21 protein-coding genes are annotated in these 24,344 nt (G+C 73.8%); 7 read left to right on the plus strand and 14 right to left on the minus strand.

The window, feature by feature from the left end; all coding sequences use genetic code 11:
* Positions 1 to 7: 7 nt before the first annotated feature.
* Entirely contained in the window at positions 8 to 1,393 is a 1,386-nt protein-coding gene (locus tag AB0I89_RS06460) for a serine hydrolase domain-containing protein (protein WP_357121175.1), read from the minus strand.
* A 228-nt stretch (positions 1,394 to 1,621) separates the two neighbouring features.
* Here AB0I89_RS06460 and AB0I89_RS06465 point away from each other — a divergent pair, with 228 nt between their 5' ends.
* Positions 1,622 to 2,998: an FAD-dependent oxidoreductase gene (locus AB0I89_RS06465; protein ID WP_357121178.1), complete on the plus strand. Its 1,377-nt coding sequence runs from the start codon at positions 1,622 to 1,624 to the stop codon at positions 2,996 to 2,998.
* A 51-nt stretch (positions 2,999 to 3,049) separates the two neighbouring features.
* Here the strand turns inward: AB0I89_RS06465 and AB0I89_RS06470 are convergent, their stop codons facing one another.
* Positions 3,050 to 3,526, minus strand: a complete 477-nt coding sequence (locus tag AB0I89_RS06470; protein ID WP_357121181.1) for a heme-degrading domain-containing protein — start codon at positions 3,524 to 3,526, stop codon at positions 3,050 to 3,052.
* A gap of 17 nt (positions 3,527 to 3,543) precedes the next feature.
* Positions 3,544 to 4,995 carry an SDR family NAD(P)-dependent oxidoreductase gene (locus AB0I89_RS06475; protein WP_357121184.1) on the minus strand — a complete coding sequence of 484 codons (1,452 nt, stop codon included), beginning with the start codon at positions 4,993 to 4,995 and terminating at the stop codon, positions 3,544 to 3,546.
* A gap of 151 nt (positions 4,996 to 5,146) precedes the next feature.
* On the opposite strand from AB0I89_RS06475, the gene AB0I89_RS06480 reads away from it, so the two are divergent.
* On the plus strand, positions 5,147 to 8,326 hold the full coding sequence (locus AB0I89_RS06480; protein ID WP_357121187.1) for a BTAD domain-containing putative transcriptional regulator: 3,180 nt from the start codon (positions 5,147 to 5,149) through the stop codon (positions 8,324 to 8,326).
* Positions 8,327 to 8,332: 6 nt separating this feature from the next.
* Here AB0I89_RS06480 and AB0I89_RS06485 read toward each other — a convergent pair whose 3' ends face one another.
* Both AB0I89_RS06485 and AB0I89_RS06490 read right to left on the minus strand, forming a co-directional pair.
* The gene (locus AB0I89_RS06485) at positions 8,333 to 9,160 is read right to left on the minus strand and encodes an ABC transporter permease (RefSeq protein ID WP_357121190.1); all 828 of its coding nucleotides are present in this window, start codon (positions 9,158 to 9,160) and stop codon (positions 8,333 to 8,335) included.
* On the minus strand, positions 9,157 to 10,137 hold the full coding sequence (locus AB0I89_RS06490) for an ATP-binding cassette domain-containing protein (protein WP_357121194.1): 981 nt from the start codon (positions 10,135 to 10,137) through the stop codon (positions 9,157 to 9,159). Before AB0I89_RS06490 ends, AB0I89_RS06485 begins: the two co-directional genes overlap by 4 nt.
* A gap of 278 nt (positions 10,138 to 10,415) precedes the next feature.
* Here AB0I89_RS06490 and AB0I89_RS06495 point away from each other — a divergent pair, with 278 nt between their 5' ends.
* The 4 genes from AB0I89_RS06495 (at position 10,416) to pdxY (ending at position 13,560) form a co-directional block, all read left to right on the plus strand.
* Complete coding sequence (locus AB0I89_RS06495) at positions 10,416 to 11,357, plus strand: hypothetical protein (RefSeq protein WP_357121197.1); 942 nt, start codon at positions 10,416 to 10,418, stop codon at positions 11,355 to 11,357.
* 151 nt (positions 11,358 to 11,508) lie between these two features.
* Complete coding sequence (locus AB0I89_RS06500) at positions 11,509 to 11,652, plus strand: hypothetical protein (protein WP_357121200.1); 144 nt, start codon at positions 11,509 to 11,511, stop codon at positions 11,650 to 11,652.
* Between the two features lie 124 nt (positions 11,653 to 11,776).
* Positions 11,777 to 12,562, plus strand: coding sequence for a serine protease (locus tag AB0I89_RS06505; protein WP_357121203.1), 786 nt, complete (start codon positions 11,777 to 11,779; stop codon positions 12,560 to 12,562).
* A 146-nt stretch (positions 12,563 to 12,708) separates the two neighbouring features.
* Positions 12,709 to 13,560 carry a pyridoxal kinase PdxY gene (gene pdxY / locus AB0I89_RS06510; RefSeq protein WP_357121206.1) on the plus strand — a complete coding sequence of 284 codons (852 nt, stop codon included), beginning with the start codon at positions 12,709 to 12,711 and terminating at the stop codon, positions 13,558 to 13,560.
* A 23-nt stretch (positions 13,561 to 13,583) separates the two neighbouring features.
* Here the strand turns inward: pdxY and AB0I89_RS06515 are convergent, their stop codons facing one another.
* Both AB0I89_RS06515 and AB0I89_RS06520 read right to left on the minus strand, forming a co-directional pair.
* Positions 13,584 to 14,510 (minus strand): acetamidase/formamidase family protein, encoded by a 927-nt coding sequence (locus AB0I89_RS06515; RefSeq protein ID WP_357121209.1) that lies wholly within the window; start codon positions 14,508 to 14,510, stop codon positions 13,584 to 13,586.
* A 94-nt stretch (positions 14,511 to 14,604) separates the two neighbouring features.
* Positions 14,605 to 15,672, minus strand: a complete 1,068-nt coding sequence (locus tag AB0I89_RS06520) for a hypothetical protein (RefSeq protein ID WP_357121212.1) — start codon at positions 15,670 to 15,672, stop codon at positions 14,605 to 14,607.
* A 355-nt stretch (positions 15,673 to 16,027) separates the two neighbouring features.
* On the opposite strand from AB0I89_RS06520, the gene AB0I89_RS06525 reads away from it, so the two are divergent.
* Positions 16,028 to 16,771, plus strand: a complete 744-nt coding sequence (locus AB0I89_RS06525) for a cellulose binding domain-containing protein (protein WP_357121215.1) — start codon at positions 16,028 to 16,030, stop codon at positions 16,769 to 16,771.
* Between the two features lie 32 nt (positions 16,772 to 16,803).
* Here the strand turns inward: AB0I89_RS06525 and AB0I89_RS06530 are convergent, their stop codons facing one another.
* The 7 genes from AB0I89_RS06530 to AB0I89_RS06560 form a co-directional block, all read right to left on the minus strand.
* Positions 16,804 to 17,601: an SAM-dependent methyltransferase gene (locus AB0I89_RS06530; protein ID WP_357121219.1), complete on the minus strand. Its 798-nt coding sequence runs from the start codon at positions 17,599 to 17,601 to the stop codon at positions 16,804 to 16,806.
* 108 nt (positions 17,602 to 17,709) lie between these two features.
* Positions 17,710 to 18,090: a YccF domain-containing protein gene (locus tag AB0I89_RS06535; RefSeq protein ID WP_357121222.1), complete on the minus strand. Its 381-nt coding sequence runs from the start codon at positions 18,088 to 18,090 to the stop codon at positions 17,710 to 17,712.
* A gap of 68 nt (positions 18,091 to 18,158) precedes the next feature.
* The gene (locus tag AB0I89_RS06540) at positions 18,159 to 18,860 is read right to left on the minus strand and encodes a cellulose binding domain-containing protein (RefSeq protein ID WP_357121225.1); all 702 of its coding nucleotides are present in this window, start codon (positions 18,858 to 18,860) and stop codon (positions 18,159 to 18,161) included.
* A 104-nt stretch (positions 18,861 to 18,964) separates the two neighbouring features.
* Positions 18,965 to 19,345: a DUF742 domain-containing protein gene (locus tag AB0I89_RS06545; protein ID WP_357121228.1), complete on the minus strand. Its 381-nt coding sequence runs from the start codon at positions 19,343 to 19,345 to the stop codon at positions 18,965 to 18,967.
* Positions 19,323 to 19,772 (minus strand): roadblock/LC7 domain-containing protein, encoded by a 450-nt coding sequence (locus tag AB0I89_RS06550; RefSeq protein ID WP_357121231.1) that lies wholly within the window; start codon positions 19,770 to 19,772, stop codon positions 19,323 to 19,325. The genes AB0I89_RS06545 and AB0I89_RS06550 overlap by 23 nt, the downstream gene beginning before the upstream one ends.
* Positions 19,769 to 21,745 carry a nitrate- and nitrite sensing domain-containing protein gene (locus tag AB0I89_RS06555; RefSeq protein ID WP_357121235.1) on the minus strand — a complete coding sequence of 659 codons (1,977 nt, stop codon included), beginning with the start codon at positions 21,743 to 21,745 and terminating at the stop codon, positions 19,769 to 19,771. Before AB0I89_RS06555 ends, AB0I89_RS06550 begins: the two co-directional genes overlap by 4 nt.
* A gap of 25 nt (positions 21,746 to 21,770) precedes the next feature.
* The gene (locus tag AB0I89_RS06560; RefSeq protein ID WP_357121238.1) at positions 21,771 to 24,341 is read right to left on the minus strand and encodes a LuxR C-terminal-related transcriptional regulator; all 2,571 of its coding nucleotides are present in this window, start codon (positions 24,339 to 24,341) and stop codon (positions 21,771 to 21,773) included.
* Positions 24,342 to 24,344 lie beyond the last annotated feature (3 nt).

Below are 24,344 nucleotides of genomic sequence, written 5' to 3' on the forward strand. Positions count from 1 at the left end.
GCGTCGGTCAGGTGACCGACGAGGCGAGGAGGTCGCCGACGGCCGCGCGGACCGGATCGGGATTCGCCCAGGACCAGTTCGGGTGGGCCCGGTTCGTGAGCAGGGCGAGGACCAGCTTGCGGCCCGGGTCGACCAGCAGTGAGGGACCGGCGAACCCGGTGTGGCCGAAGGTGCGACCCGACGCGAGCCGGCCCATGAACCACTGCTGGTTGAGCACGACGCCGAGACCGTGGGCGGCCGTGCGGTGCGGACGCTCCGGGTCGACGGCCGGCTTGCCCGCGTTGTGGTTGGTCAGCATCCGGCGCACGGTGTCGGCGGCGAGGACCCGGCGGCCCTGGTAGGTGCCACCGTCGAGGAGCAGCTGGCCGACCGCCGCGAGATCGCTGGCGCTGGCGAACACCCCCGCGTGACCGGCGACGCCCCCGAGGTGGTTGGCGACGTCGTCGTGCACGGTGCCGCGGAGCAGGCCGCGGGACGAGCGGGCGTCGGTGGCGACCATCCGGGCCGCCCTCTCGCTGGCCGACAGCCAGGTCGTGGGGGCGAAGCCGGTGTCGCGCAGGCCGAGCGGGCCGGTGAGGTTCGCCTTGAGCGCCTGGTCGAGGCGTTTGCCGGTGATCTTCTCGACGATCTTGCCGGCGACCATGAGGCCGACGCTGGAGTAGCGGAACGTGTCCCCGGGCACGGCGCCCGATACCAGCGGTGTGGCGAGGACCGCGTTCCACCGGGCCGCGTTGTCCGGCAGACCGGTGACCTTGGCGCCGACCGGGAGGCCGCTGGTGTGGGTGAGCAGCATCTCGACGGTGACGCGGTCCTTGCCCGTGCCGGTGAACCCCGGCAGGTAGTCGCGTACCGGGGCGCCCAGGTCGACACGGCCCCTGTCGACCTGCTGCAGCAGCAGGATGGCGGTGTAGACCTTGGTGACCGAGGCGAGGTCGAAGATGGAGTCCGGGCGCATCGCGACCCGGCTCTTCGCCGCGAGCAGTTTCGGGCCGGCCGCGTAGCGCAGGGCCTCCCCGACCGCCGTGTGCACGGTCGTCTTCCCGTTCACCAGCACGAGAGCGACCGCACCGGGAAAGCCGTGGTGCGTGACGGTCTGCGCCGAGGCGGGCAGGTGTCGCCGCAGCAACGCGGTCACGTCCGCGGCGTACCGGGCCTGGTTGCCCGGCACGCCCGCGCCGGCCGTGGGGGAGGCGCTCGGCGTGCCCGACGAAGGGGCCGTGGGCTTCCCGGCCGCGCCGAATCCCACCCTGTTCCCCGCCGCGTCGGTGGCCGTCACCGTGCCGCCCGGGTCGGCCCCACCCGCCGACTCACCGCCGCTGTCGCCACAGCCGGTGAGAGCGGAGGTCGCAGCGGCCAGGCCAACCCCGAGCAGGGTACGACGGGCGACGGGCATGCCGGTGATGCTGACAGATCCGACTCGCGCGCGCCAAGCCCAATCAGCCGTACGCTCACCTCGTCCAGCGGTGTGGCCGGTTTCCGACACCCGTGTGGGCCGTACGGACTACCGACACTGCCTGTGCAACGATCGTCAGGCATCCTGTCGAACGGCCGGCGCCGCCGGTCTGTCCGTGCGGCAGACTCGGGGGAGGGTGCCCTGCCTCGTACTCCTTTGGAGAGCACCATGTCCCTCTCCCCGGTTCGGGTCTTCGCCGCGTTGAACGCCGTGCGACCTCCCGAACAGCCAACTTCGGTCCTGGGTAAGGCGGTGGTGGTCGGCGGCAGCGTCGCCGGCCTGCTGGCCGCCCGGGTCCTGTCCGACCACGCCGAGAGCGTGATCCTCATCGACCGGGACGACCCGCAGGTCAGCGGCGCACGGCCCGGCGTGCCCCAGGGCACCCAACTGCACGCGCTGCTGCCCGGCGGTCTTCTGCAACTGGAGCAGTTGTTCCCCGGGTTCCGCCAGCAGGCGCTGGCCCACGGCGCGGTCGAGGCGCCACCCGCCACCCGACGCAGCTACCTCGACGGTCGACGCAAGGTGGTCGTACCCGACGACGACGACAGCCTCGCCGGCAGTCGGCCGCTGCTGGAGGGGCTGATCCGCCAGCAGGTGCTCCGACTCCCCAACGTCAAGACCGTCACCGCCCGCGCCACCGGGCTCGTGATCGAGGGCGACGCGGTCACCGGTGTGCGCTGCGAGGTCGACGGGGTGGCCGGCGTCGAGGGCGGCGATCTGGTGGTGGACGCCATGGGCCGGTCCAGCCGGCTCTCCGACTGGTTGGAACAGGCCGGTTGGGAGCGGCCCGCCACCCGCCGGATGCCGGTGCACCTCAACTACGCCACCGCGCTGTTCCGACGCCCGGAGCAGACCCCTCAGATGCGCGTCGTCATGGCCCTGCACACCCCACGGACCATGACGGACGTCGCCGGCGCCGCTTTCTTCGCCATCGAGGACGGCCGGTGGATGGCCATGATGGCCGGCTACGGCGACGACCGGCCGGGACGCACCGCGCAGGACTTCGTCCGACGGCTGCGCGAGCAGTTCCCGCCCGAGTTCGGCGAGGTCGCCGACCAGGAGATGCTCGGTGACGTGCAGACCTACCACCACGCCGACAGTCGGCGTCGGGACTTCCACGCGCTGCGGCGCTTCCCGGCCCGGCTCGTCAGCGTGGGCGACGCCGTCGCGTCGTTCAACCCGGTGTACGGGCAGGGGATGACGGCCGCGGCCCTGCACGCGGCCTGCCTGTCGGCGTACCTACGCCCCGGCCCGGACCTGAGCGTGCCGGCCCGCCACTTCCTCGGCCTGCAGAAGGTCGTGGTCGACGCCGCGTGGTCGACGTCGACCTCCGCCGACCTGGCGCTGCCGCACGTCGACGGCCCCTACCCGCGCGGCTACCGGATCTCCAGCTGGGCGAGCCGGCAGATCCTCACGGCGACCGTGACGGACGTGGCGATCGCACGCCGGTTCAACGAGGTCGTCTCCATGCGCGAGCACCCGCTGTCGCTGGCCAAACTCGGCGTGATCCTGGGCGCCGTGCGCGCCAACCGTCGGGCGGGCTGACGGAGAGACCCCGCCGCCCGTCCGACGCCGGACGGGCGGCGGGTTCGCCAACTACTGCGCGGCCGACCGCAGGATGTCGACGACGAAGCGGTGGTCGTCCAACTGCGGAAGCCCCGAGACGCCCATCCAGCCCACCACGCCGGTGCCGCGCACCCGCAGCGGCACCGCGCCCCCGGCGGCGGCGTACTTGGAGGCCGGCAGCCCGTAACGTTCGGTCAGCGTCACGTTCTTGTCCTGGCAGAGCCGGGCCACGTAGAGCGACGAGTGCTCGAACCGCATCACCACCCGGCCCTTGCGGCGCAGCCAGGCGTCGTTGTCCTGGCTGGAGCCGGGCAGGCCACAGTGGAACAGCTGACGCCCGGCCCGCCACACGCCCACCGCGACCGGCAGCGCCCGCTCGCTCGCGGCGGCCACGGCGCGCATGCCCAGCTCGTACGCGTCCGTCTCGGACAGGCCGGTACGTTCCAGCTCCGCCTCCTCGCGGAGCAGCTCGTCCAGGGTCGGCCAGGAATCGTGGTCGGATGGCATGGGTTTCTCCTCGTCGTTCACCAGGCGCACGGCGCGTAGTCCTTCAGGAAACAGCCGTACAGGTCCTCGCCCTGCTCGCCGCGGACGATCGGGTCGTACACCCGGGCCGCGCCGTCGACCAGGTCCAGTGGGGCGTGGAACCCCTCGTCGGCCAGGCGCATCTTCGTCGGGTGCGGCCGCTCGTCGGTGATCCAACCCGTGTCGACGCTGGTCATCAGGATGCCGTCGGTCAGCATCTCCTGGGCGCTGGTGCGGGTCAGCATGTTCAGCGCGGCCTTGGCCATGTTGGTGTGCGGGTGCCCCGGCCCCTTGTAGCCGCGACCGAACTGACCCTCCATCGCCGAGACGTTCACCACGTACTTCCGGCGGGCCGGCGCGGCGGCCATCGCCGGACGTAGCCGGCTGACCAGCACGAACGGCGCGGTCACGTTGCACAACTGCACTTCCAGCAGCTCGACCGGGTCGACCTCCTGCACCCGCTGCACCCAGCTGTTGACCGGATCGAGGTCCGGCACGAGACCGCCGGCGTCGATGGCGGTGGACGCCGCGATCCGCTCCGGCGAGGCGGAACGACTGGTCAACGCCAGTGCGGTGAGCGCGTGCGGGGTGAGGGCCGGCGACTCCGAGCCGGCGGTGAGCGCGTCACCCGCGCCGGCCGGCTTGGTGAACGTGATCAGCTCCGGCAGGGGACCGTCCGGCAGGGCCGCGGCCTCCGCGGCGACTAGCTGGGCGTACGCCCCGGGCGAGCGGCGGACCGTCTGCGCCGCGTTGTTGATCAGGATGTCGAGCGGGCCCTGGCTGCTGACCGAGTCGGCGAGGGCGATCACCTGCGCCGGGTCGCGCAGGTCGATGCCGACGATCCGCAGGCGGTGCAGCCAGTCCGCGCTGTCGGGCATCGCGGCGAACCGGCGGACCGCGTCGTGCGGGAACCGGGTCGTCACCGTCGTGTGCGCGCCGTCGCGTAGCAGCCGCAGCGCGATGTACATGCCGATCTTCGCGCGCCCGCCGGTGAGCAGGGCGCGCCGGCCGGTCAGGTCGGTACGGGCGTCCCGGCGCTCCCGGTTCAGCGCGGCGCAGGACGGGCAGAGCTGGTGGTAGAAGGCGTCCACCTCGCGGTAGCGCTGCTTGCAGATGTAGCAGCCGCGCGGGTTGTGCAGGAGCCCCGCCGTCGTGCCGCTGGTGGGGGAGGCGAGGGGGATGCCCTGGGTCTCGTCGTCGATCCGACCCGGGGCGCCGGTGGCCGTGGCCTCCGTCACCGCCCGGTCGGCCGCCAGGATGGCGTCGCGCCGCTCCTCACGTCGCCGCTGCTTGATCACCTTGTAGAGCCGCGCGGTGGCCCGCTGCACCCGCACCACGTCGGGGTGGTCGGGAGGAAGGGCCTCCAACGCCTCGAAGACGCTCAGGCAGGTCTCCAGCCGGTTCCGGTCGATGCCGCCCTGAGCGTTGTCGGGAATGTTGTCCACCGTCATGCGTCGTTGTCTCGTCCCGTTTCCTGTGCCGGATTTCGCCGGCCCACCCCAAGTCCGACCCGAAACTGTACGCACCGCGGCGTCCCGGCCGCACCCCGCGCCGTCGGGCACCCTGCATAGCTCTGTGGTGCGCGTGAGGGATGCTGGTCCCGTGCAGATCACCATCCTCGGTCCCCTCGCCGTCGACGGCCGGCCGGTCCGGGGCGAGCGGTTGGCCGCGGTGCTCCGCGCGCTCGTCGAGGCGCGCGGGCGGGCGGTCTCCACCAGCCTGCTCGTGGACGCGGTCTGGGATGGCGCCCCGCCGGACGACGCGACCGGCGCCGTGCAGGCGCTCGTGTCCCGCGTACGTCGTCTCGGGCTGCCCGTGGTGGCCGTGCCGGGGGGTTACCGCCTGCCGGCCGAGGAGGTGACGGTCGACGCGGTCGAGGCACGGGCGCTGGTCGAGGGCGGTCGGGTCGCGCTGCGGGCCGGTGACGCGCGCGCGGCCCGCGACGCGGCCGACCGGGCCCGCGCCCTGTTTCCCGAGGTGCCGGAGATCGCCAGCGCGGACGACGCGCGCCTGTTCGCCGCCGTCGCCGCGCTGCGCGCCGAGGCCGCGCTCGCCGGCGCGGGCCCGTACGACGAGGCCGACCTGCGCCGGCTGGCCGCGCGGACGCCCCCGGACGAGCCGTCGGCCGCCCTGCTCGTGCGGGTGCTCGCCGCGCAGGGGCGGGAGGCGGAGGCGCTGGAGGTGGTCGAGCGTCTCCGCGACGAGCTGGCGGACCGCTACGGGACCGACCCGTCCCCGGTGATCACACAGGTCCACCTGGCCCTCCTGCGCGGCGAACTCAACCAGCCGGCCGTCGTGGCGTCACCCCGTCCGCCGGCACGCGTCGTCCTGCCCGCCGCGTGGCGCCGGCCGATGACCGCCCTGCTGGGCCGCGAGCGGGACGTGGAGGCCCTGGACGCGGCGCTCGACGAGTCGGCCCTGGTGACGATCGTGGCGACCGGCGGCGCGGGCAAGACCCGCCTCGCCGCCGAGGTGACCCGGCGCGCGGCGGCGGCCGGGCAGGGGGTGCGGGTGGTCGAGCTGGCCGGTCTGCGCTCGCCCGACGAGGTGCTGCCCACCGTGCTCGCGGCGCTCGGCGGCGCGGACACCTCGTCCACCGGCGGCAACCTGGGCCTCGAACGCCGGGTGCTCAGCCCCGAGGAGCGGATGCGGGCCGTGGCGCCGGACCTCGACGGCCTGGTCGTGCTCGACAACTGCGAGCACGTCCTCGACGCGGTCGCCACCGTCGTCGCCGATCTGCTCGCGGTGGTCTCCCCGGAGGTGGCGGTGCTCGCGACCAGTCGCGCCCCGCTGGGCCTGGCCGGCGAGCGGGTCCACCGCCTGACCGCCCTGCCGGACGCCGACGCGCTCGGGTTGGTCGAATCCCGGGCACGGGCCGGTGGCGCGGTGCCGACCTGGGACACCACGCGGGTTCTCGCGCTGTGCAACCGGCTCGACAACCTGCCGTTGGCCCTCGAACTGGCCGCCGCGCGGCTGCGGCACATGCCGATCGACGACGTGCTCGCCGGGCTGACCGACCGGTTCGCCCTGCTCGACGACGCGCTGCGCGGGCTGCCGGAACGCCACGCCAGCCTGTGGGCGATGGTCGACTGGAGCCGGGAACTGCTCGCCCCCGACGACCGGGCGCTGCTGGAGCGGGTCGCGGTCATCCCCGCGCCGTTCACCGCCGACCTCGCCGCCGCGGTCGCGCGGACCCCCGACGTACGGCGAGGTCTGGCGAGGCTCGTCGAACAGTCCCTGCTGACCCTGGTCGAGGGGGACGGGCCGCCCCGCTACCGGATGTTGGAGACCGTCCGCGAGTACGGCGAGGCCCGACTCGGTGCGTCCGGCGACCGGGACGCGGCGATGGCCGGCCTGGCGGGGTGGTGCCGGGACGAGGCCGTCGCGCTCGGCGACCGTTTCGTCGGCCCCGACCAGGTGGAGGCGCTCGACCGTTGCGCCGTCGAGCAGGACAACCTGGTCGCGGGCCTGCGGTGGGCGCTGGGTCAGGACGACGAGCCGGCCGCCGTCGACGTCGCCACCGCGCTGCTGCACCTCTGGACGGTGCGCGGCCTGCACCTGGAAGTCCTCGTCTGGGCACGCGGGATGCTGCACGTCGACGAGCCGCATCGGCGTCGACGCTCGGCGATCCTGCGGGGCCGGGCCAGCGGCCGGCCCCTGCCGCACGGGGACCGACTCGCCTGGACGTGCCTGTTGATCAGCGCGAACGGCGGCATCAGCGCCGACCTGCGGCCCGCCGTGCTCGCGCGGCGCGCCCTGCGCACGCTGCTCGCGGAGCGGCCCGCCGAGGTGTCGCCGCGGCTGACCGCGTTCGCGGTGGCGTTGCCCGGCTTTGACGAGTCCGACCCGGAGAAGAGCCTGAAGGCCGCGACCGAGTTGATCGCGCACCCGGACCCGTACGTGCAGGCGCTCGGCCTGATCGCGCGCGCGGCGGTACGGGAGAACAACGGCCTGCCGGAGGCGTCGATCGAGGACGCCGAGCAGGCGTACCACCGCTTCGAGGTGGCGGGCGACCACTGGGGCATGGCGATGGCCGCGGGTGCCGTCGGGCAGTTCCTGCTCCCTGGCAGGGAGGGGCGGTCGGCCGAGTGGCTGGCGCGCAGCGTCCGGCACATGGAGATGATCGGCGCACAGCAGGACGCCCGGTCGATCCGGGTGCGGCTGGACGTGCAGCTCGCCCTGACCGGCGACGCGGACGCGGAACGGCGACTCGGTGAGACGGCGACGCCGGGCCAGGCCGAGCAGATGGACGTCGCGCAGGCGCTTCTCGGCCTGGCGCACCTCGCCTGGCAGCGCGAGCGCTATGACGAGGCACTGGCCCACGCCGACGAGGTGAACCGCACTCTCGCCGGCTGGACCGGCCCGCCACCGCAGCCGCGGGTGATGCTGCGGGCCTCGGTGGCGGTCCTGTACCTGCGGGTGGCCGAGGCGCGGGGGGCATCGGGCACCGACGCCGCCCGCCAGGCGGCCACGTTGTTGGCGCTCGCCCGCGACGACGCGCTCAACTCGAAGGACCTGCCGGTGATCGGGGCGTGGGCGTCAGGCGGCGCGGACCTCGCCGCGTACCGGGACGACATCGCCACCACCCGCGAGTTGTCCGCGCTCGCCAAGCGGCTCGGGACGCACATGGAGCTGTTCTTCCCGAGCGAACGCAGCGAACGACTCGACGCCGCCCTCGGTAACGAGGAGCAGCGTGAGTCGTTGCTGGCCGTCTGGCGTGCCCGGCCGGTGGCCGCGGCCGTCACCCGGGTCCGTGAGCTGATGGAGGACCTGCTCGCCTAGCCCGGGTCAGACCTTCTTGCGGTAGGCGCGCAACGCCATCGGCATGAACACCGCCACGAAGCCGGCGCACCAGGCGAGGGTCCACCACACGTGCGCGTCGAGCGGGGTGCCGAGGAACAGTCCGCGTACCGAGGCCACCAGGTGGGTCATCGGGTTGACCTTCACGAAGGCCTGCATCCAGCCGGGCAGCGTGTCGGTGCCGACGAACACGTTCGACCCGAAGCTCAGCGGCATGATCAGGGCGAACATCAGTCCCTGCACGGCGCCCGGGGTGCGCACCTTCATCGACACCCAGACCGGCAGCCAGCTCAGGCAGAGCGCGAACAATACCGCGAGCACGCAGCCGGCGATCGCCCGGAACGGGTCGGTGTCGATCCGGAAACCCATCAGGTAGCCGATCGCGAGGGTCGAGACCGTGACGATCACGTACCGGACGACGTCGCCGAGGACCGCGCCGACAAGCGGTGCGGAGCGGGGGACCGGCAGCGACCGGAACCGGTCGAAGATGCCCTTGGCGATGTCGGTGTTGAGGTTCACGCCGATCGCGATCGCCCCGGTGGCGATGGTCTGCGCCAGGATGCCCGGCAGCAGGAACTGCAGGTAGTCATGGGTGGAGCCGGCGACCGCGCCGCCGAAGATGTAGACGAAGATGACCAGGAACAGCACCGGTTGCAGCGTGACATCGATCAGCGCCTCGGGCGTACGCCAGGTCTTGATCAGGCTGCGTTTGGCGAGCGCCAGCGAGTGCCGCACCAGCCGGAACGGTCGTGGGTTCACCGCTGCCGTCGACGGTGTGGAGTTCGGTGTGGTTGGTGCGCCGACCAGGGTGCTCATGCCGCTACCTCCGTACGCGAAGTGGTGTCGTCCTCGGACGCCGTACGCCCGGTGAGGGTGAAGAACACCTCGTCGAGGCTGGGCAGGTGCAGGGAGAGTTCGGTGACGGCGATGCCGGCGGAGGCCAGGCGCGCGACGCTCTCGGTCAGCGCCGTGTCGTCGGCGACCGGCACGGCGAGGACGCCCCTGCGGATCTCGTCGGCCGGCCCGCCCGAGCCGACCTCGGTCAGGATCGCCGCGGTTCGGCGGAGCTGCGCCGGGTCGGTCGGCCGGACCTCGAGGGTCTGCCCGCCGACGATCCGCTTGAGCCCGTCGGGTGTGTCGTGGGCGATGACCCGGCCGTGGTCGATCACCGTGATCGCGTCGGCGAGCGCGTCGGCCTCCTCCAGGTACTGCGTGGTGAGCAGCACCGTGGAGCCGTTGGTCACCAGCGACCGGACCACGTCCCACATGTCCTCGCGCTTGGCCGGGTCCAGCCCGGTCGTCGGCTCGTCCAGGAAGATCACGTCCGGCGAGCCGACGAGGCTCGCGGCCAGGTCGAGCCGTCGGCGCATACCCCCGGAGTACGTCTTGGCGGGCCGGTTGGCGGCGTCGGTCAGGTCGAACCATTCGAGCAGTTCGGTGGCCCGCCGCCGGGCACCGGCGCGACCGAGGTCCAGCAGCGTGCCGAACAGCTCCAGGTTCTGCCGCCCGGTCAGATCCTCGTCGACCGAGGCGTACTGGCCGGTGAGGCCGATACGCTGCCGGACCCGCCCGGCGTCGCGGACGACGTCGAAGCCGCCGATCCGGGCGCTTCCGGCGTCCGGGGCCAGCAGGGTGGAGAGGATGCGGACGGCCGTGGTCTTGCCGGCGCCGTTGGGGCCGAGCACCCCGAGCACCGTCCCCCGGGGTACGGCGAGGTCCACGCCCTGCAGCGCCCTCGTCTTCCCGAAGGTCTTGACGAGGCCCTCGGCCTCGATCACCAGATCGCTTGTCATGCCGACCAGCGTGCGCGGCGCGCCTGACACGGCCCCGACACGCCGCTGACAGCCCCGCCGACGCGGGCCGACACCGTGCCGACGCGAGGGCGGCCGTCGGCGCGGGCGTCGCGATATGCTGGCGGCGGCAGAGCGCCTGCCCGCGCCCGATGTGGTGGCCCACGCCCGACCACATACCTGGGGCCAAGAGTCGCCGACTCCGCGCGGTCGTGTCGATTCTCGGCGTGCCGGTCACGTCGCCCGCTCCGTGGAGCGCGTGGGGCTGCACCGGAGGCGTCATGTCCGATCACCCGTCCCACCGTTCCCCCGTCGCGGGCCGCGCCCGCAGGCGCGCCATCCGGGAGGAGGCGGCCCGCACCGGCGTCGGCTACTCGGTGGCCGCCCGGCAACTCGACTCGGCCGGTCTGAAGCCCGGCGAAACCCTCGCCAGGTACGGCCGGACGATCTATCCGACCAGCGCGGACCCGTACCGTCAGGCCCTCGTCGACCGCCGCGAACGGCGCTCGTTCGGCGAACGGGTGGCCGACACGCGCCGCGCGGCGACGCTGCCGGAGGGCCGCGCCGCGCACCTCGTCGAACGTTTCCCGCCCAGCCGTGGGCCGGCCGGCTCCGGCGTCGGTCGGCTCTACCACGGCGAAGGTCGGCAGGAGTTGCTCGCCATGCTGTACCTCGTGGTCGCGGCCGAGTCGCCCGGACTGCTCCCGGAGGTGGGGGACGTCGCCTGGATCGCGGAGCTGGGCGAGGACACGGCGGTCGACACCGCCTGCTCCGATGTCGACCGGGAGGCCCGCCGGCTGCTCGACGAGACGCCGACGCGGCTCTGGTCGGCGATCGAGGAGGCGTTGGCCGTCGTCGAGGCTGGCGTGGACGGGCAGCTCCGCCACGCGGCGGTCCGCCAGGCCGCGCTGCTGCGCACGATGATGACGCCGCGCCTCGGCTCCGTGGACGAGCCGTACGTGCCGGGACTGCCGGCCGCCGGCGTGGGACAGATCCTCGACGCGCTGCTCATCGTGGCCGACGACGGGCATGCCCCGGGCACCCGGGTACGACGTGCCGCGGGGGCGGACGACGCGCGACTGGCCACGATCGTCGGGGCGCGATGGGGATCGGCGGGGCCACCGGTGGGCTACCTCGTCTGGCCCGACGGCGCGACGGCTTCCGTTTCCGTTCCGGCCGACGGCCTGGTGGTGCTGGCCGGGCAGGAGTCCGTTCCGCGGTGAGCCGGCCGCCGTCCGGTCACCGCCTCGGAATCCGGGGTTGGTGCGCTCGCCGGCCGCTGCCATAATGGTGGTGGCGCCCGTCGATGTCCGTGGGCCCGGGGGAAGCCCTCCGCAAGGCGCGGATGGTGGGGGTCGAAACCCGGAGGCCGCGATGGACCTTGTCCCCGACGCTACCGCCCTCTCCAGCCTGGTCGACCTGCTCGGCGCGGTGCTGCAACTGGCCGCCGCGGTGGTCAGCCTCATGGCGGTCGTCGCCGCCCGTGGGCGTCGCCGTCGGCGGGACCGCGACGTCTAGCGCGATCCATAACCCTGGAGTACGACCCAGAGGGGATGACCCGGAACATATATTCCCATCAATACGATAGCCGCTATCGATCAGGTGCGCCCACAAGGCGTGCCGTACCGAAGCGGAGGAATGCATGGTTCGCTGGCGTACCCTCACCGGCCTGGTGGCCGCCGCGCTGGCCGCGGCCAGCCTCACCCTCGCGGCACCCGCCGCCGCGGCCGACAACCCCGTCACGCCGAACGTGGTCGGCGGCACCCGCGCCGCCCAGGGCGAGTTCCCGTTCATGGTGCGGCTCTCGATGGGCTGCGGCGGGGCCCTCTACAGCTCCCGGCTGGTGCTCACCGCCGCACACTGCGTGGGCGCGACCGGCACCAACACCAGCATCACCGCGACCCTCGGGGTGGTCGACCTCCAGTCGTCCAGCCGGATCACCGTCCGGTCCAACTACGTCTACCGCGCGCCCGGCTACAACGGCAACGGTAAGGACTGGGCGCTGATCCGGCTGGCCACCCCCGTCACCGGGCTGAGCACGTTGAAGATCGCCACCACGACCGCGTACGACAGCGGCACCTTCACCGTCGCCGGCTGGGGCGCGGCCCGTGAGGGCGGCGCGCAGCAGCGGTACCTGCTCAAGGCGAGCGTGCCGTTCGTCAGCGACTCCACCTGCAACTCCAACTACGGTGGCGACCTCATCCCGGCCGAGGAGATCTGCGCCGGCTACGCCAGCGGCGGCACCGACACCTGCCAGGGCGACTCGGGTGGCCCGATGTTCCGCCGCGACGCCACCAACGCCTGGATCCAGGTCGGCATCGTCAGCTGGGGCAACGGCTGCGCCCGACCCAACTACCCGGGCGTCTACACCCAGGTGAGCTACTTCGCCTCGTCGATCGCCTCGGCCGCGGCGAGCCTCGGCGGCTGACCGCGCGGCACGAGGGGGCGGCCCGGATTTCGGCGGTCCGGGCCGCCCCCAAGTGCCGTGTGGCGTCCGGGCGAACCGCAGTGGGCCAGCCGACAGAATCGGTGGCCCGCGCGTCCCGGGGCGGACGGGGCGGCCAGAATGGGTCCGTGCAGATCCTGTCCATCCAGTCGTCGGTCGCCTACGGCCACGTCGGCAACTCGGCCGCCGTCTTCCCCCTGCAGCGTCTCGGGCACGAGGTCTGGCCGGTGTTGACCGTCCACTTCTCCAACCACACCGGGTACGGGGCGTGGCGCGGCCCGTTGCTGGCGGCCGCCGACGTGGCCGAGGTGATCGCGGGCATCGCCGACCGGGGGGTTCTCGGCAGCGCCGACGCGGTGCTGTCCGGCTACCAGGGCGACCCGGCGATGGGCGCCGTGATCCTCGACGCCGTCGCCCAGGTCAAGGCCGCCAACCCGGCCGCCGTGTACTGCTGCGACCCGGTGATGGGCGACGTCGGCCGGGGGATGTTCGTCCGGCCCGGCATCCCGGAGTACCTGCGCGACACCGTCGTGCCGCGCGCCGACATCATCACGCCGAACCACTTCGAGCTGGACTTCCTCGCCGGCCGTACGACCACCACCCTCGCCCAGGTGCTGGAGGCGGTCGACGTCGTCCGTGCCACCGGGCCGAGGCACGCCCTGGTGACGAGCGTGCTGCACGACGACGTGGCGGCGGGTTCGCTGGAGGTGGTGGCGGTCTCCGACGAGGGGGCCTGGGCGGTCACCACCCCGCTGCTGCCGATCAACCCGAACGGCGGCGGCGACGTCACGGCGGCGCTGTACCTGGCGCACCTGTCGACCACCGGCTCACCGGCCACCGCGCTGGAGCGGACCGTCTCCTCGGTCTTCGCCGTCCTCGAAGCGACCCTCGCGGCGGGCACCCGGGAGATCCAACTGATCGCCGCGCAGGACGCGATCGCCGAGCCGCCGGCCCGGTTCACGGCCCGCCGGTTGCGCTGACCACGACCCGGACCGGCGTCAACTCAGCGCAGCGCGTCGTCGCGCAGCACGGCGTGCGCGCCGACGGTCTGGTTGACGATCTGGGTCACCCGTACGTCGACGAGGACGCTGGCCAGCGCCACCGCGTCCGGCCGGCTGAGACCGTGCAGCCGTTGCAGCAGGGTCATCATCGCCTCCAGGGCACGGAGCGTCGCCTCGTCGAGGGTCGCTCCCACGCCGAGCGTCAGCCAGGCGTCGGCGGTACGGGCCACCGGGCCGGTGACCGGGAAGTCGTCGCGGACGTCGAAGGTCAGCGTCACCTCGTCCATCGGGCACTCGATCGCCGTGCCGCCCACCTCGCCGTCGCCCTGGGCGGCGTGCCCGTCCCCGACCGAGAACAACGCTCCGTCGACCGTGATCGGCAGCAACAGCGTGGTCCCGGCGGTCAGGTCCTTGCAGTCCAGGTTGCCGCCGCACTCGCGAGGTGGGGTGGTGGAGTGCCGTCCCGGCTCCGCCGGCGGCATGCCGAGCACCCCCATGAAGGGACGCAACGCCACCGTGTGGCCGTGCTGGTTGCGGCCGGTCATCGTCGCCGGGTCCAGCTCCCAGGCGTGTACCACCTGTGTCGACTCGACGTCGTAGCGCTCGTTGAAGGCGCTCGGCCACCCGCCCGCCACCGTCGTACCCCAGGTGCCCGGGACGATCGCGTCGATGCGTACCGCGAGGGTCTGGCCGGCGCGAGCGCCGCGGACCGCGACCGGTCCGACGAGCGCGTGCCCGTCCTCGGGCCGGCGTTGCGGGACCCGGGGGCGGTCCCGGTTCGCGCCGCCGGGGTACGGGCCGGCCGACCACCAGCAGTCCAGGGTGCGGTAGGTGACGGTGTCGCCGGAGTCGATGGTGAGCACCGGCGCGAGGTCGGGGGAGAAGTGGCCGTGCAGGGTCTTGTCGTCCGGTGCGAGGGTGTGTCGCATCTGCGCAGGCTACGTGTCGATCCGGCGTGGCGCGACCGCCGGTGGGCGTGGGTGCGCGGCCGAACGGGTCGGCCGCGCACCTGCGCGGATCGGGTCAGTCGACGGTCGGCGGTGCCGTGCGGGCCGCCTCAGCCAGTGCCTTGGCGGCAGTGGCGTACGGGTTGTAGCTGTAGCTGCGCGCCAACCCGGCCGGGACGGTGAAGTAATCGGCGGACAGCTTCGCCGGGTCACTCGCCAACTCGCCACGGGCGGGTACGTCGTTGCCGTCGTCCCAGCCCCAGGGGGCGTTCGCGGAGTTCGACGAGCAGCTCCAGGTGCCGACGCCGCAGTCGCCGGAGGTGTCGCCGGCGAAGGTGCCCAGGCTGGCGAAGAGATTCGCGTTCGTCCGCTGCGCCCACAGGCCGCCGGCGGCGAAGATGTCGATGAGCTGGTAACGGACGTCCCGGTCGTCGCCGTTCTCCGGCGTCTCGGCCACCGTGGACGGGTAGTAGACCAGGCCGTCGCCGTTGATGGCGTACTGCGGGTACGCCTTCAGTCCGTGGCCCTGCGCCTCCTGGGCGGTGACCGGGTGGGTGAAGGAGTCGTGCGGCGAGGACTGGAACTGCAGGGTGCCGTCGACGCTCTCCCGGCCGCTGGTCCAGCTGCTGCCGGCCGGGGTGTACGAGTAGAAGTCGCTGTGCGCGACGGTGACCGCCCCGCGCAGGACGCCGTACGTGGAGCCGTCCCGCTCGATCGCGAAGAGGACGCCCTCGCCGTCGTTCTCGTGCTCGGTCTCGAAGAACGGGTGGTCGGTCCAGTCCCGGGGGTGGAAGAACAGGTACGTGATGTACCAGTGCGTGCTCGTCTCCACGACGGAGTAGTACACGTGCGCGGCGAGCGACGTGCCGGACGCCCCGGTGCGGTCCCAGTTGTTGCGCCCGTTCAGGTCGCCGTCGAAGTCCACGGCGGTGACGTAGTCACTCCGGCCGCCCAGGGCGTGGGTGCCGGTGGCGTCGACGTCCTGGTAGTGGATGGGCGCCCAGCGCAGGGCCAGGTCGGCCCGGCTGGGAGCGGCGGCTGCGGGTGACGGCGTCGTGAGGGGGGCCAGCGTCAGCGCTGCCACGGTGGCCGCCGCCGTCAGTGCCCTCGTCACCCGCCGGTTCGTGTTGCTCCTGTCGCGCATGGTGTGTGCTCCCGCGTCGAAGTGACATACCACTATGGATGATCGTCGATCCGGGGGCCCGGCGCGTGTCCTCGCGGCGACGGGCAGGCGGCGGGCGTCCGACGGGCTCGCGACACCCCGCTTGTATCGACAACCGTCGAATGCGATGCTGTGGTTCGGCCGCGCTCGGGAGCCGGCGTGGTCGATCTCTGCTCCGGAGTCGGGGACGCGCGAGGTGGCCCCACCACCCGCGCGCGGGCAGTCCCCGTCAGCGGCCGCATGCCGATCGCCGTCGGGCGGCCGCCGCGCAGGTCCGGACCCGTACGGTCGGCTGCCCATCCGTGGCCGCGACGGCGACGGCTTCTCGGAGGTACGGATGCGTCGCATCTTCCTGGCTCTCACGACCATCGCCCTGACCACCGCCACGACCGGCTGGGCCGCGACCACCGGCGTCGCCCAGGCGGCGCCGACACCCACGGCGTCGGTCACGGCGGCGCCGACACCCACCCCGGTCTGCCCGCCGGCACTGCCCATCGGTGGTCGGGTGTCCGCGGCCACCACCACCAGCCTGACCGTCGTCTACTTCATCGCGCTCAGCCCGCCGTGCGGCTACCGGCCGCCGATCACCGTCGGACTCTTCGCCAGCCGCGAGGACGCCTACGCGTGGCGGAACCCGGTGGCCGAGTTGGTCTCCGCCGAGCGTGACGGCACCGTCACCTTCGACCGGCTGACCCCCGACACCGAGTACTGGTTCGGGTTCCGCGACTCCGAGGGCCGGTGGGAGCCCTACTACGGGGGGAGCGGCCGGACCGCCGCGCTGACGTCCTGCCGGGCGACCGCCACCATCGACTCGCGCTGGGGCACCGGATTCGTCGCCACCGTGACGGTCCGCAACGTCGGCACGCAGCCGTTGGACCAGTGGCGCGTCTCCTGGCGCTGGGCCGGCGACGAGCGGATCCAGGCGGTGTGGGGCGGTGTCGTCGACCCGGCCGGCGCTGACGTGGTGGTGCGCAACGCACCGTACAACGGAACGCTGGCGCCGGACGGGTCGACGACGTTCGGTCTGCTCGCGACGGCCAGCGCGCCGCCGGCCGGGCTGACGCTGACCTGCGCGCGCTGATCCGGGCGACGTACCCGGGGGTCGGCGTCGCGTCAGGGCTTGCGGGCCACCGCGCCGTAGGCGTCGATCCCCCGGGCGTCGGCCTCGTCCGGACGCCACAGCGGGATCGGCACGAGACCGGGCTCCACCAGCGTCAACCCGGCGAAGCAGCCGGCGAGATCCGCCGGGCTGCGCAGGATGTACGGGACACCGCCGTTCTCGGCCAGCCGCTGCGCCCCGGAGACCACCTGCGGGCTGGTGTTGGTGCCGTCCCAGAGCACCAGGTGGCTGCCGGACGCCGTCGCGTCCATCGTCCGCCCGACGATCGAGCGCACCACCTCCAGGTCCGGCTCGTACCCCAGCACGCCCATGAACATGACGGCGATCGGCTGGTCGAAGTCGAGCGTCCGCGCCGCCTCGGCGAGGATGGCCTCCGGGTCGTGGTAGTCGGCCGGCACGTACGTCGTGACACCCTGGACGGTCGTGCTGGCCAGCAGCGCGCGGGCGTGCACGAGGACCATCGGGTCGTTGTCGACGTAGACGACCCGCGCGTCCGGCGTGATGCCCTGGGCGACCGCGTGGGTGTTCTGCATGGTCGGCAGGCCGGTGCCGATGTCCAGGAACTGCCGGATGCCGGCCTCGGCGGCCAGGTACCGGACCGCCCGGACCAGGAAGCGGCGGGACTGCTGCGCCATCAGGACGATCTCCGGGTAGACCTCGGCGACCGCGTCACCGGCCGCCCGGTCGGACTGGAAGTTGTCCTTGCCGCCCATCCAGTAGTTCCAGATCCGTGCCGCGTGCGGCACGTCGGGCTGAAGCGTCGCGGTGAGTTCGGCGTCCGGGCCGGCCATGCCAGGCTCCTATCGAGGGGTCCGTCGGGGTGAACCGGATTGTCCACTATCGACGGCGTCGGCCCCGACCGGGTCGCCCGCCTCGGAAACGGGCGACCCGTCGACGTGTCACGGCGCTTCGACGACCTCCCGGCCCAGCGGCCAGAAGGCGGCCGGGACGAGCTTGAAGTTGGCGATGCCGAAGGGGATCCCGATGATCGTCACGCAGAGCGCGATGCCGGCGAGGATGTGGGACAGGGCCAGCCACCAACCGGCCAGCACCACCCAGAGCACGTTCGCCAGCCCGGAGCCGACGCCCGCGCCCGGTTTGGGCACCAGCGTGCGGCCGAAGGGCCACAGCGAGTAGACGGCGAGGCGCAGCGCGGCGACGCCGAACGGAATGGTGACGATCAGCAGGAAGCAGATCAGCGCGGCGAAGCCGTAGCCGATCGCCAGCACGAGGCCACCGCCGAAGATGAGCCACAGGACGTTCAGGACGAAGCGAATCACCCCTTCAGCATGAGCGATGCTCGCCACCGCGTCCGGGCCGCCGTCGGGACCGACTCGGCGGCCGGGGCTCAGCTCGACAGGCCGCCGCAGGCGACCCCGTCGATCGTGCACGCCGTCGGCGTCGCGCCGACCACCGCGCCGTTGACCCGGAAGGTCACCCGCGTCGAGGCGCTGCCCGGCACCTGCCCCACGCTGCCGTCCGGCACGAACGTCCACACCGCGCCGTCCTGGGTGGCCCGCGCGCCCTCGACCGCGCTGACCCGCAGCGACTCCCGGGGCAGCGTGATGGTCAGCGTCCACCGCGTCGCCGGCACCGGCCCCGGATTGCTGATCGTCACGGTCGCGCCGTAGCTGAGCAGCGCGTTGTCCTCGACGACGAAGTCGGCGGCGAGGGCGGCCGGGGTCGGGGAGGCCGACGAGGGGGTCACGGCCGGCGCGCTGGACGGCGGCTCGACGGGTGGCGGCGCGGCGCTGGCCGAGGGCGACCCCACGGTGGTCGGGCTGGTGGCGGCCGGCTGTGCCTGCCCCCGGGGCGTACCGGGGCCCGGCGTGCCCAACTGGTCCACCGACGGGGGCGCGTCCAGGGTCACCGGCGCGAGCCGCTCCGGGGTACGCACCACACTGACGATCGAGACCACCGTCGCCACCACCACCCCGAGCGCCGCGAATACGGCGACCCAGGTGGCCCGCGACACGTCGGCCCGGCCGGTGACCACCCGCCGTGCGGCTGCGGCAGCGGCCACGATCCGGTCCAGCAGAATGATCGCCACAGTACGCCGTGGCTGCGGCGGTGTTGCCGGCACTGCCTGTCTCCCCTTCACTTCGTCGCCGGACGCCCGCCCGCGACCGCTCGGTCGCGGTGGCACCCGAGCGGTCACAGGGCGCGCAGCCCGACGAGTATCGACTCGAGCAGCTCCTGCGACGGCAGATCCGACAGCGACGGCGGTTCGTGCGTCTCGACCAACCCCGCCCCCAGCAGGTCACCGAGGAGGACCCGAACGGTGCCGAGGGGCAGATCCAGCTCGGCGCTGACCTCAGCCACCGACACTGGATGGTGACACAGCTCGACGATCCGCGCCTGTTCGGGGAAGAGCGACGTGGGCGACGTCGCCGACCGCCGCGCGACGACCAGCGAGATCAGGTCGAATCGGCCGCGCTCGGACGTCGTACGCCCACCGGTCATCGTGTACGGACGGGCGACCGGGCCGGCGTCGTCGTCGTACCACGCCTCGTCAGCTGAGCCGGCGCTGGGCACCAGAATCTCCGCTCCTCGCCGCGGCGGCGGTCTCCAGGCGGATCGGCAGGTGCCGTTCGGCCTGCCCGACGAAGAGCGCGACCTCGTACGCCATGTCGCCCACCTCGACCTCGTCGCCGGAGATCCGCACGGTCAGGATGGTCCCGTTCGAGATGGTGGCGACGAAGAGGAACGCCCGCGACATCTGCACCACGATCTGGCGCAGCCCGCCCGCGTCGCACGTCCGGGTGGCGGCCAGTCCCAGCGCCAACAGGCCGGCGACGATCCCGGAGATCTCTTCGGCCAGCTTCGCCTGCACCTGCCGGGAACCGCCGAGCGGGAGCCCGTCCGGGGAGAGCACCACGGCGAACTCCGCACCGCGTACCCGGTCCACCAGGCGGTCCAGCGCGCCGGTCAGGCTGTCCTCGGTGACCACTGCGTGCGTCATCGATGTCTCCTCGTTGTTCTCGTGATCGGCAGCTCGACGGTCTCGGGGCCGGCGTTGCCGGGGCCGGGCACGGGCGCCCCGGATTGGCGGATCCGCATCGGCAGCCCGTCGGCGCTGCCCGTCGGCCTCGCGTCCGGCACCTCGACCGCTCCGGGCAGCGGCCGGTACGCGGGCCCCGGCGACGTCGCGTCCGGGCCGCCGGTCACGGTGACCAGCTCGGCCGGCAGGTGCACGATGGCAGCCGTCCCGCCGCGTCGGCTGGGCCGCAGGACGACCCGGGCACCGCACCGGGCGGCCAGCAGGGCGACCGCGTACAACCCTCCGGCGTCGCTCGGCGGGTCGTTCGGCGGGCTGGCGAGCAGACGGTTCGCCTCGTCGAGCGCGGTGGCGTCGAGGCCGGGACCGTCGTCGACCACCACGATCGCGCAGCCGTGTGGCCGGTGCTCGCCGGTGACCCGGACCGTGGTGTCGGTCGTCGAGAAGGTCAGAGCGTTCTCGATCAGCTCGGCCAGCAGGTGCACGACGTCCGTGACGGCGGGGCCGGCGAGCGACCACGGCCAGTGCGGCGCCACCAGGACCCGGTGGTACTCCGGCACCTCGGCGACCGCGCCGCGCGTCACGTCGAGCAGGGGGACCGGGCGTCGCCAGCGGCGCGCGGGCCGCGCCCCGGCGAGGGTGATCACCTTTTCCACGTTGCGGCGGATACGGGTGGTGAGATGGTCGAGCTGGAACAGCTCGTCGGCCTCCGCGGCGTCCTGCTCCCGCCGCTGCATCGCGTCGAGCAGGTCGAGCTGGTCGCGCAGCAGAACCTGGTTGCGCCGGGTGATCCCCAGCAACAGGTCGGCCGCGTGACGTTCCCGCGCCGGCCCGCCACCCTGCTGATCGCCGCCGTTCTCGGCAACCGGCGGCAGCCGGTCGACGGGTGCGGTCGGCGGTTCCGACCGAGGCTCGTCGGCGCCCGGCGGCGTCTCGTGCTCGGGCCCGCGGCGTACGGCCCTGGCCCAGCCCAACAGCACCGCGATTACGGCGATCAGCCCGAGACCCACCACCACGCCGGTCCGCCCCACGATCACCGCGGCGCCGGGTGTGGCCCGTTCGACGCTCGCGCGGGCGGTCGTCGTCACCAGCTCGTGCAGCGCGCCGAGGGCGGCGTCCGCCGCCGCGCGCCACTTCTGCGCGCTGACCCCACGCAGCGCGTCGACCCGGTCCGTGCGCAGCAGCGTGTCCTCCACGGCGAGCAGGCCCGCGAACTCGGGTCCCGCCACGAGTCGCTGGTACGCGCCCTGGCCGTCGCCCGGCAGGCCGGCCGTCGCCTCGGCCCGGGCGTACCGCTGGACGGCCACCAGCTCGACCAGCCGGCGGCGCTCCTCGACGCCCAGTCGACCGCTCAGGACGGCCGCCGTGACCAGGGTGTCCTCCCGGGCCAGCAGCTCACGGGCACGGGCCAGCGCGATCACCGCGCGGGTGTCGACCGCCAGCCTGCTCTCGTGCGCGCCCCACTCCGGTCCGTACACGTCGAAGGCGGCGTCGACGAGCTGGTCGTACCCGTCGACCGCGCCCGCCTGGTCGAGCTGCCCGTCGTCCACCCGGGACCGGATCGCCCCCAGCCCGTTCAGCCTCCGGACCAGGGTCTCGGCCCGGTCGCGGACCGCCCCCGCGCTGAGCAGGCGCAGGTCGTGTCCGTCTCCGAACGCCCGGACCTGCGCCGCTGCCACGTCGGTCGCCGCCCGCGCCCCGGCCAGCGTGGCCCCTGCGGGCGCGGCGTCGGCCAGCGTCTCGGCGGTCGCCCGGCGCTCGGTCTGCAGGCTCAGGACCAGCCGGTCGATGGGCTGGCCCAGGGTGTCGGCCAGGGCCCGCACCCGCAGCAGGTCGAGGGCGTCCTGGCCGGTCAGACAGGCTGCGTACGACCACAACGCGAGCAGCACCGCCGCCGTCGCGACGAGCCGGACCCCAGGTCGTCGTGCGCGCGTCACGTGGCGCTCCGCCGGGTGCGCCGGCTCATCGGGCCGACCGCTGCGGCCACGGCTGCCCGGCGGCGTCGCTGGCCCGGTCGGCGACCATGGTCCGCAGCAACGCCAGCAGCTCCGCCCGATTGGCGCAGTGCAGCCGGTTGCGCATGCGCGCCACGTGGTGCTCCACGGTCTTGGCCGAGATGAAGAGCCGGTCACCGATCTCCCGGTAGGTCAGCCCGGCGAGCACCAGCTCGGCCACCTCGTACTCGCGGTCGCTCAGCCCTTGCTGGGTGGGGCCGGCCGCGGTGGCGGCCGGCGTGGCGGTCGCGCCGTCGCTCGGGCGCTGCCCACCGGTCGCGCCGGCCGGCCGACCCTGGAGCACCCGGGCGCACTCGAGCAGGGTGGTCATCGCCCGTCGGTCCGCGGTGCGGATCGCGGCCTGACCGGCGAGGCGGGCGCCGTCCCAACACAGTCCGGTGTCGTGCAGGCCCCGGGCGGCGGCCTCGACCCGTACCGGGTCGACCACACCCCGTAGCACCTCGACCCAGCTCTCGGCGGCCGCGGCGACCACACCGGCGTAGCGGCTGTGCTCGGCGGCGGCGAGCAGGGCGGCGACGTGGTCGTCGGCGGCCGTCGGCTCGCCGGTCAGGATGGCGGCGTGCAGGCCGCTCCAGTGCAGCGGGACGCTCCACAGCGTCGGTGTGTCGAGTCGGTCGAGCAGGGTGGCGCCCTCCCGTAGGTAGGGCGCCAACCGGGCCACGTCACCGAGCCGCGCGCCCGCGATGGCCAGTTCGCCCAGCGGCAGCAGCGTGAACAGGTCGACCCCGTGGCGGACCACCGCCTCCAGCGCCTGGCCCCACCCCCGCTTGAGCGCGCCGAGGTCGCTGGTGCGCCGGGCGATGCCCATCCGCAGCGCGGCGGCGAAGAGCAGGTCGCGGGATTCCAACGGGCGTTCGTCGGCGGTGACCGTGGCGAGGCGCTCGGCGGCGGCGAGCGTCTGACCTCGAACCATCAGGATCCAGGCCTGCAACAGCCGATGCCGGCGGGCCATCAGCGGTCCGCCGACACCGCCGGCCTCCGCGCGGTGCAGGACCCGCTCGGCGATGTCCAGCTCGCCACAGTGCACGGCGGTCAGCGCGGCCAGCGCCGCCGGACTGTCCGGCAGGAGGGCCGCCCGACCGTCCGGTTCCAGCAGGGCGGCGGACTGCACGAGCGCGGAGAGCGCCGCGCTCGGCGTGCCGGTGACGCCCTCGCGTACTCCGTCGGCCATCAGCCGGGCGGCGCTGGCGTGCAGGGTGGGCGGTGCGCCGGCGGGCTCGTCCACGCGCGGCCCGTCGGCGGTCAGGTCGCCGATGGCGAACCCGCCCACGGCGGCGAACGCCACCGACGAGGCGGTGCCCGACCACCGGTACAGCTCGACGCTGCGGCCGGCGTGGCCCCGGTGCGCCAGCGCGGTCGCCGCCACCGCGGCCGCCTCGGCGCGGACCGCCGGGTCGGCGGTGGTCAGCAGCCGGTCCGCCAGGCGCAGCGCGTCGTCGAGGTCACCGGCGAGCGCGGCCGCGAGAGCCTGGCGGGCGCCGGTCGGGTGCCCGGCCGCGGTGGCGGCGGCGAACAGCTCGGCGGCGAAGGCCGGCTGGTCGGCAAGCGCCTCCTGGGCCGCCGCGGCGAGCGTCGGGGCCGGACAGTCGCCGAGGACGCCCACCGCGAGCAGCGAGCGGACCAGCGGTAGCACCGGACCACCCCGGGCGAGCTGCAACTCGGTGAGGCGACGCCAGACGGCGCTGCGCTCGGTGGCCGGGCTGAGCGTGGTGACGGCCCGGCGGACCAGCGGGGTGAGCCGGCCGTCCGCGCCGATCAGCCCGGCCGCCCGGGTCGTGGCGATCAGCTCGTCCACCGCCTCCGGCTCCTGATCCAGGAGCGGGCCGAGCATGGCCACCGGCAGCGGTACGCCGGCCGCGACCGCGAGCAACAGTCGTCGTACGGGGGCGGGCTGGATCTCCAGCTCCGGCGCGAACTCGAGGACGACGGGTCGGGGCGGCTCGGTCGGGGCGGTGGTCAGGCTCGGTGCCGCGCGCAGGCCGCGGGTGAGCCGCTCGACGTCGCGGGGGACGCCACCGGTCTGCGCGTGTACGAAGTCGACAAGCTCGGCGCGCTGGGTCAACTCGGGGACGGCGGCGACGCAGGCCCCGGTCTGCTCCCGGGTGAACGGCCCGAGCAGCACGGCCTGCCCGTCGCGGCGCAGCGTGTCGACCAGCTCGGTGAGGGCTGCCGACCGGGGCCAGGGGCGGTGGGCGACGACCAGCCGGTGCCGGCGGGTGGCGACCAGGCGCAGCAGCACGCCGATCCGTTCGTCGTCGAGCAGGTGCGCGTCGTCGACCAGGATCAGGTCGTCCGGGTCGACGGGCTTGCCGGGCCCGGGAACACCCGTGCGCACGGTGACGCCGGCCCGTTGCTGGATGTTCGTCAGCTCGGCGAGCAGGGCGGTCTTGCCGTGCCCGGCGGGGCCGGCCAGGCCGACGGTGAGCGGCGCGACCGGATCGTCGGCGACCCGGTCCAACAGGGCCCTGGACGCCCGGCCCAGCACCAGTCGGGAGTCGACGAGGTTATTCATGATCATTGT

Source organism: Micromonospora sp. NPDC049801, from assembly GCF_040656575.1.
In the GTDB taxonomy this organism is placed as follows: domain Bacteria; phylum Actinomycetota; class Actinomycetes; order Mycobacteriales; family Micromonosporaceae; genus Micromonospora.

Bases quoted from the DNA above. Each gene is read 5' to 3' on its own strand.
- AB0I89_RS06485 (WP_357121190.1), bottom strand. From the start codon at position 9,160: ATGAGCACCCTGGTCGGCGCACCAACCACACCGAACTCCACACCGTCG.
- AB0I89_RS06475 (WP_357121184.1), bottom strand. From the start codon at position 4,995: ATGACGGTGGACAACATTCCCGACAACGCTCAGGGCGGCATCGACCGG.
- AB0I89_RS06470 (WP_357121181.1), bottom strand. From the start codon at position 3,526: ATGCCATCCGACCACGATTCCTGGCCGACCCTGGACGAGCTGCTCCGC.
- AB0I89_RS06515 (WP_357121209.1), bottom strand. From the start codon at position 14,510: ATGCGACACACCCTCGCACCGGACGACAAGACCCTGCACGGCCACTTC.
- AB0I89_RS06495 (WP_357121197.1), top strand. From the start codon at position 10,416: ATGTCCGATCACCCGTCCCACCGTTCCCCCGTCGCGGGCCGCGCCCGC.
- AB0I89_RS06460 (WP_357121175.1), bottom strand. From the start codon at position 1,393: ATGCCCGTCGCCCGTCGTACCCTGCTCGGGGTTGGCCTGGCCGCTGCG.
- AB0I89_RS06505 (WP_357121203.1), top strand. From the start codon at position 11,777: ATGGTTCGCTGGCGTACCCTCACCGGCCTGGTGGCCGCCGCGCTGGCC.
- AB0I89_RS06520 (WP_357121212.1), bottom strand. From the start codon at position 15,672: ATGCGCGACAGGAGCAACACGAACCGGCGGGTGACGAGGGCACTGACG.
- AB0I89_RS06525 (WP_357121215.1), top strand. From the start codon at position 16,028: ATGCGTCGCATCTTCCTGGCTCTCACGACCATCGCCCTGACCACCGCC.
- AB0I89_RS06550 (WP_357121231.1), bottom strand. From the start codon at position 19,772: ATGACGCACGCAGTGGTCACCGAGGACAGCCTGACCGGCGCGCTGGAC.
- AB0I89_RS06490 (WP_357121194.1), bottom strand. From the start codon at position 10,137: ATGACAAGCGATCTGGTGATCGAGGCCGAGGGCCTCGTCAAGACCTTC.
- AB0I89_RS06530 (WP_357121219.1), bottom strand. From the start codon at position 17,601: ATGGCCGGCCCGGACGCCGAACTCACCGCGACGCTTCAGCCCGACGTG.
- AB0I89_RS06500 (WP_357121200.1), top strand. From the start codon at position 11,509: ATGGACCTTGTCCCCGACGCTACCGCCCTCTCCAGCCTGGTCGACCTG.
- AB0I89_RS06465 (WP_357121178.1), top strand. From the start codon at position 1,622: ATGTCCCTCTCCCCGGTTCGGGTCTTCGCCGCGTTGAACGCCGTGCGA.
- AB0I89_RS06560 (WP_357121238.1), bottom strand. From the start codon at position 24,341: ATGATCATGAATAACCTCGTCGACTCCCGACTGGTGCTGGGCCGGGCG.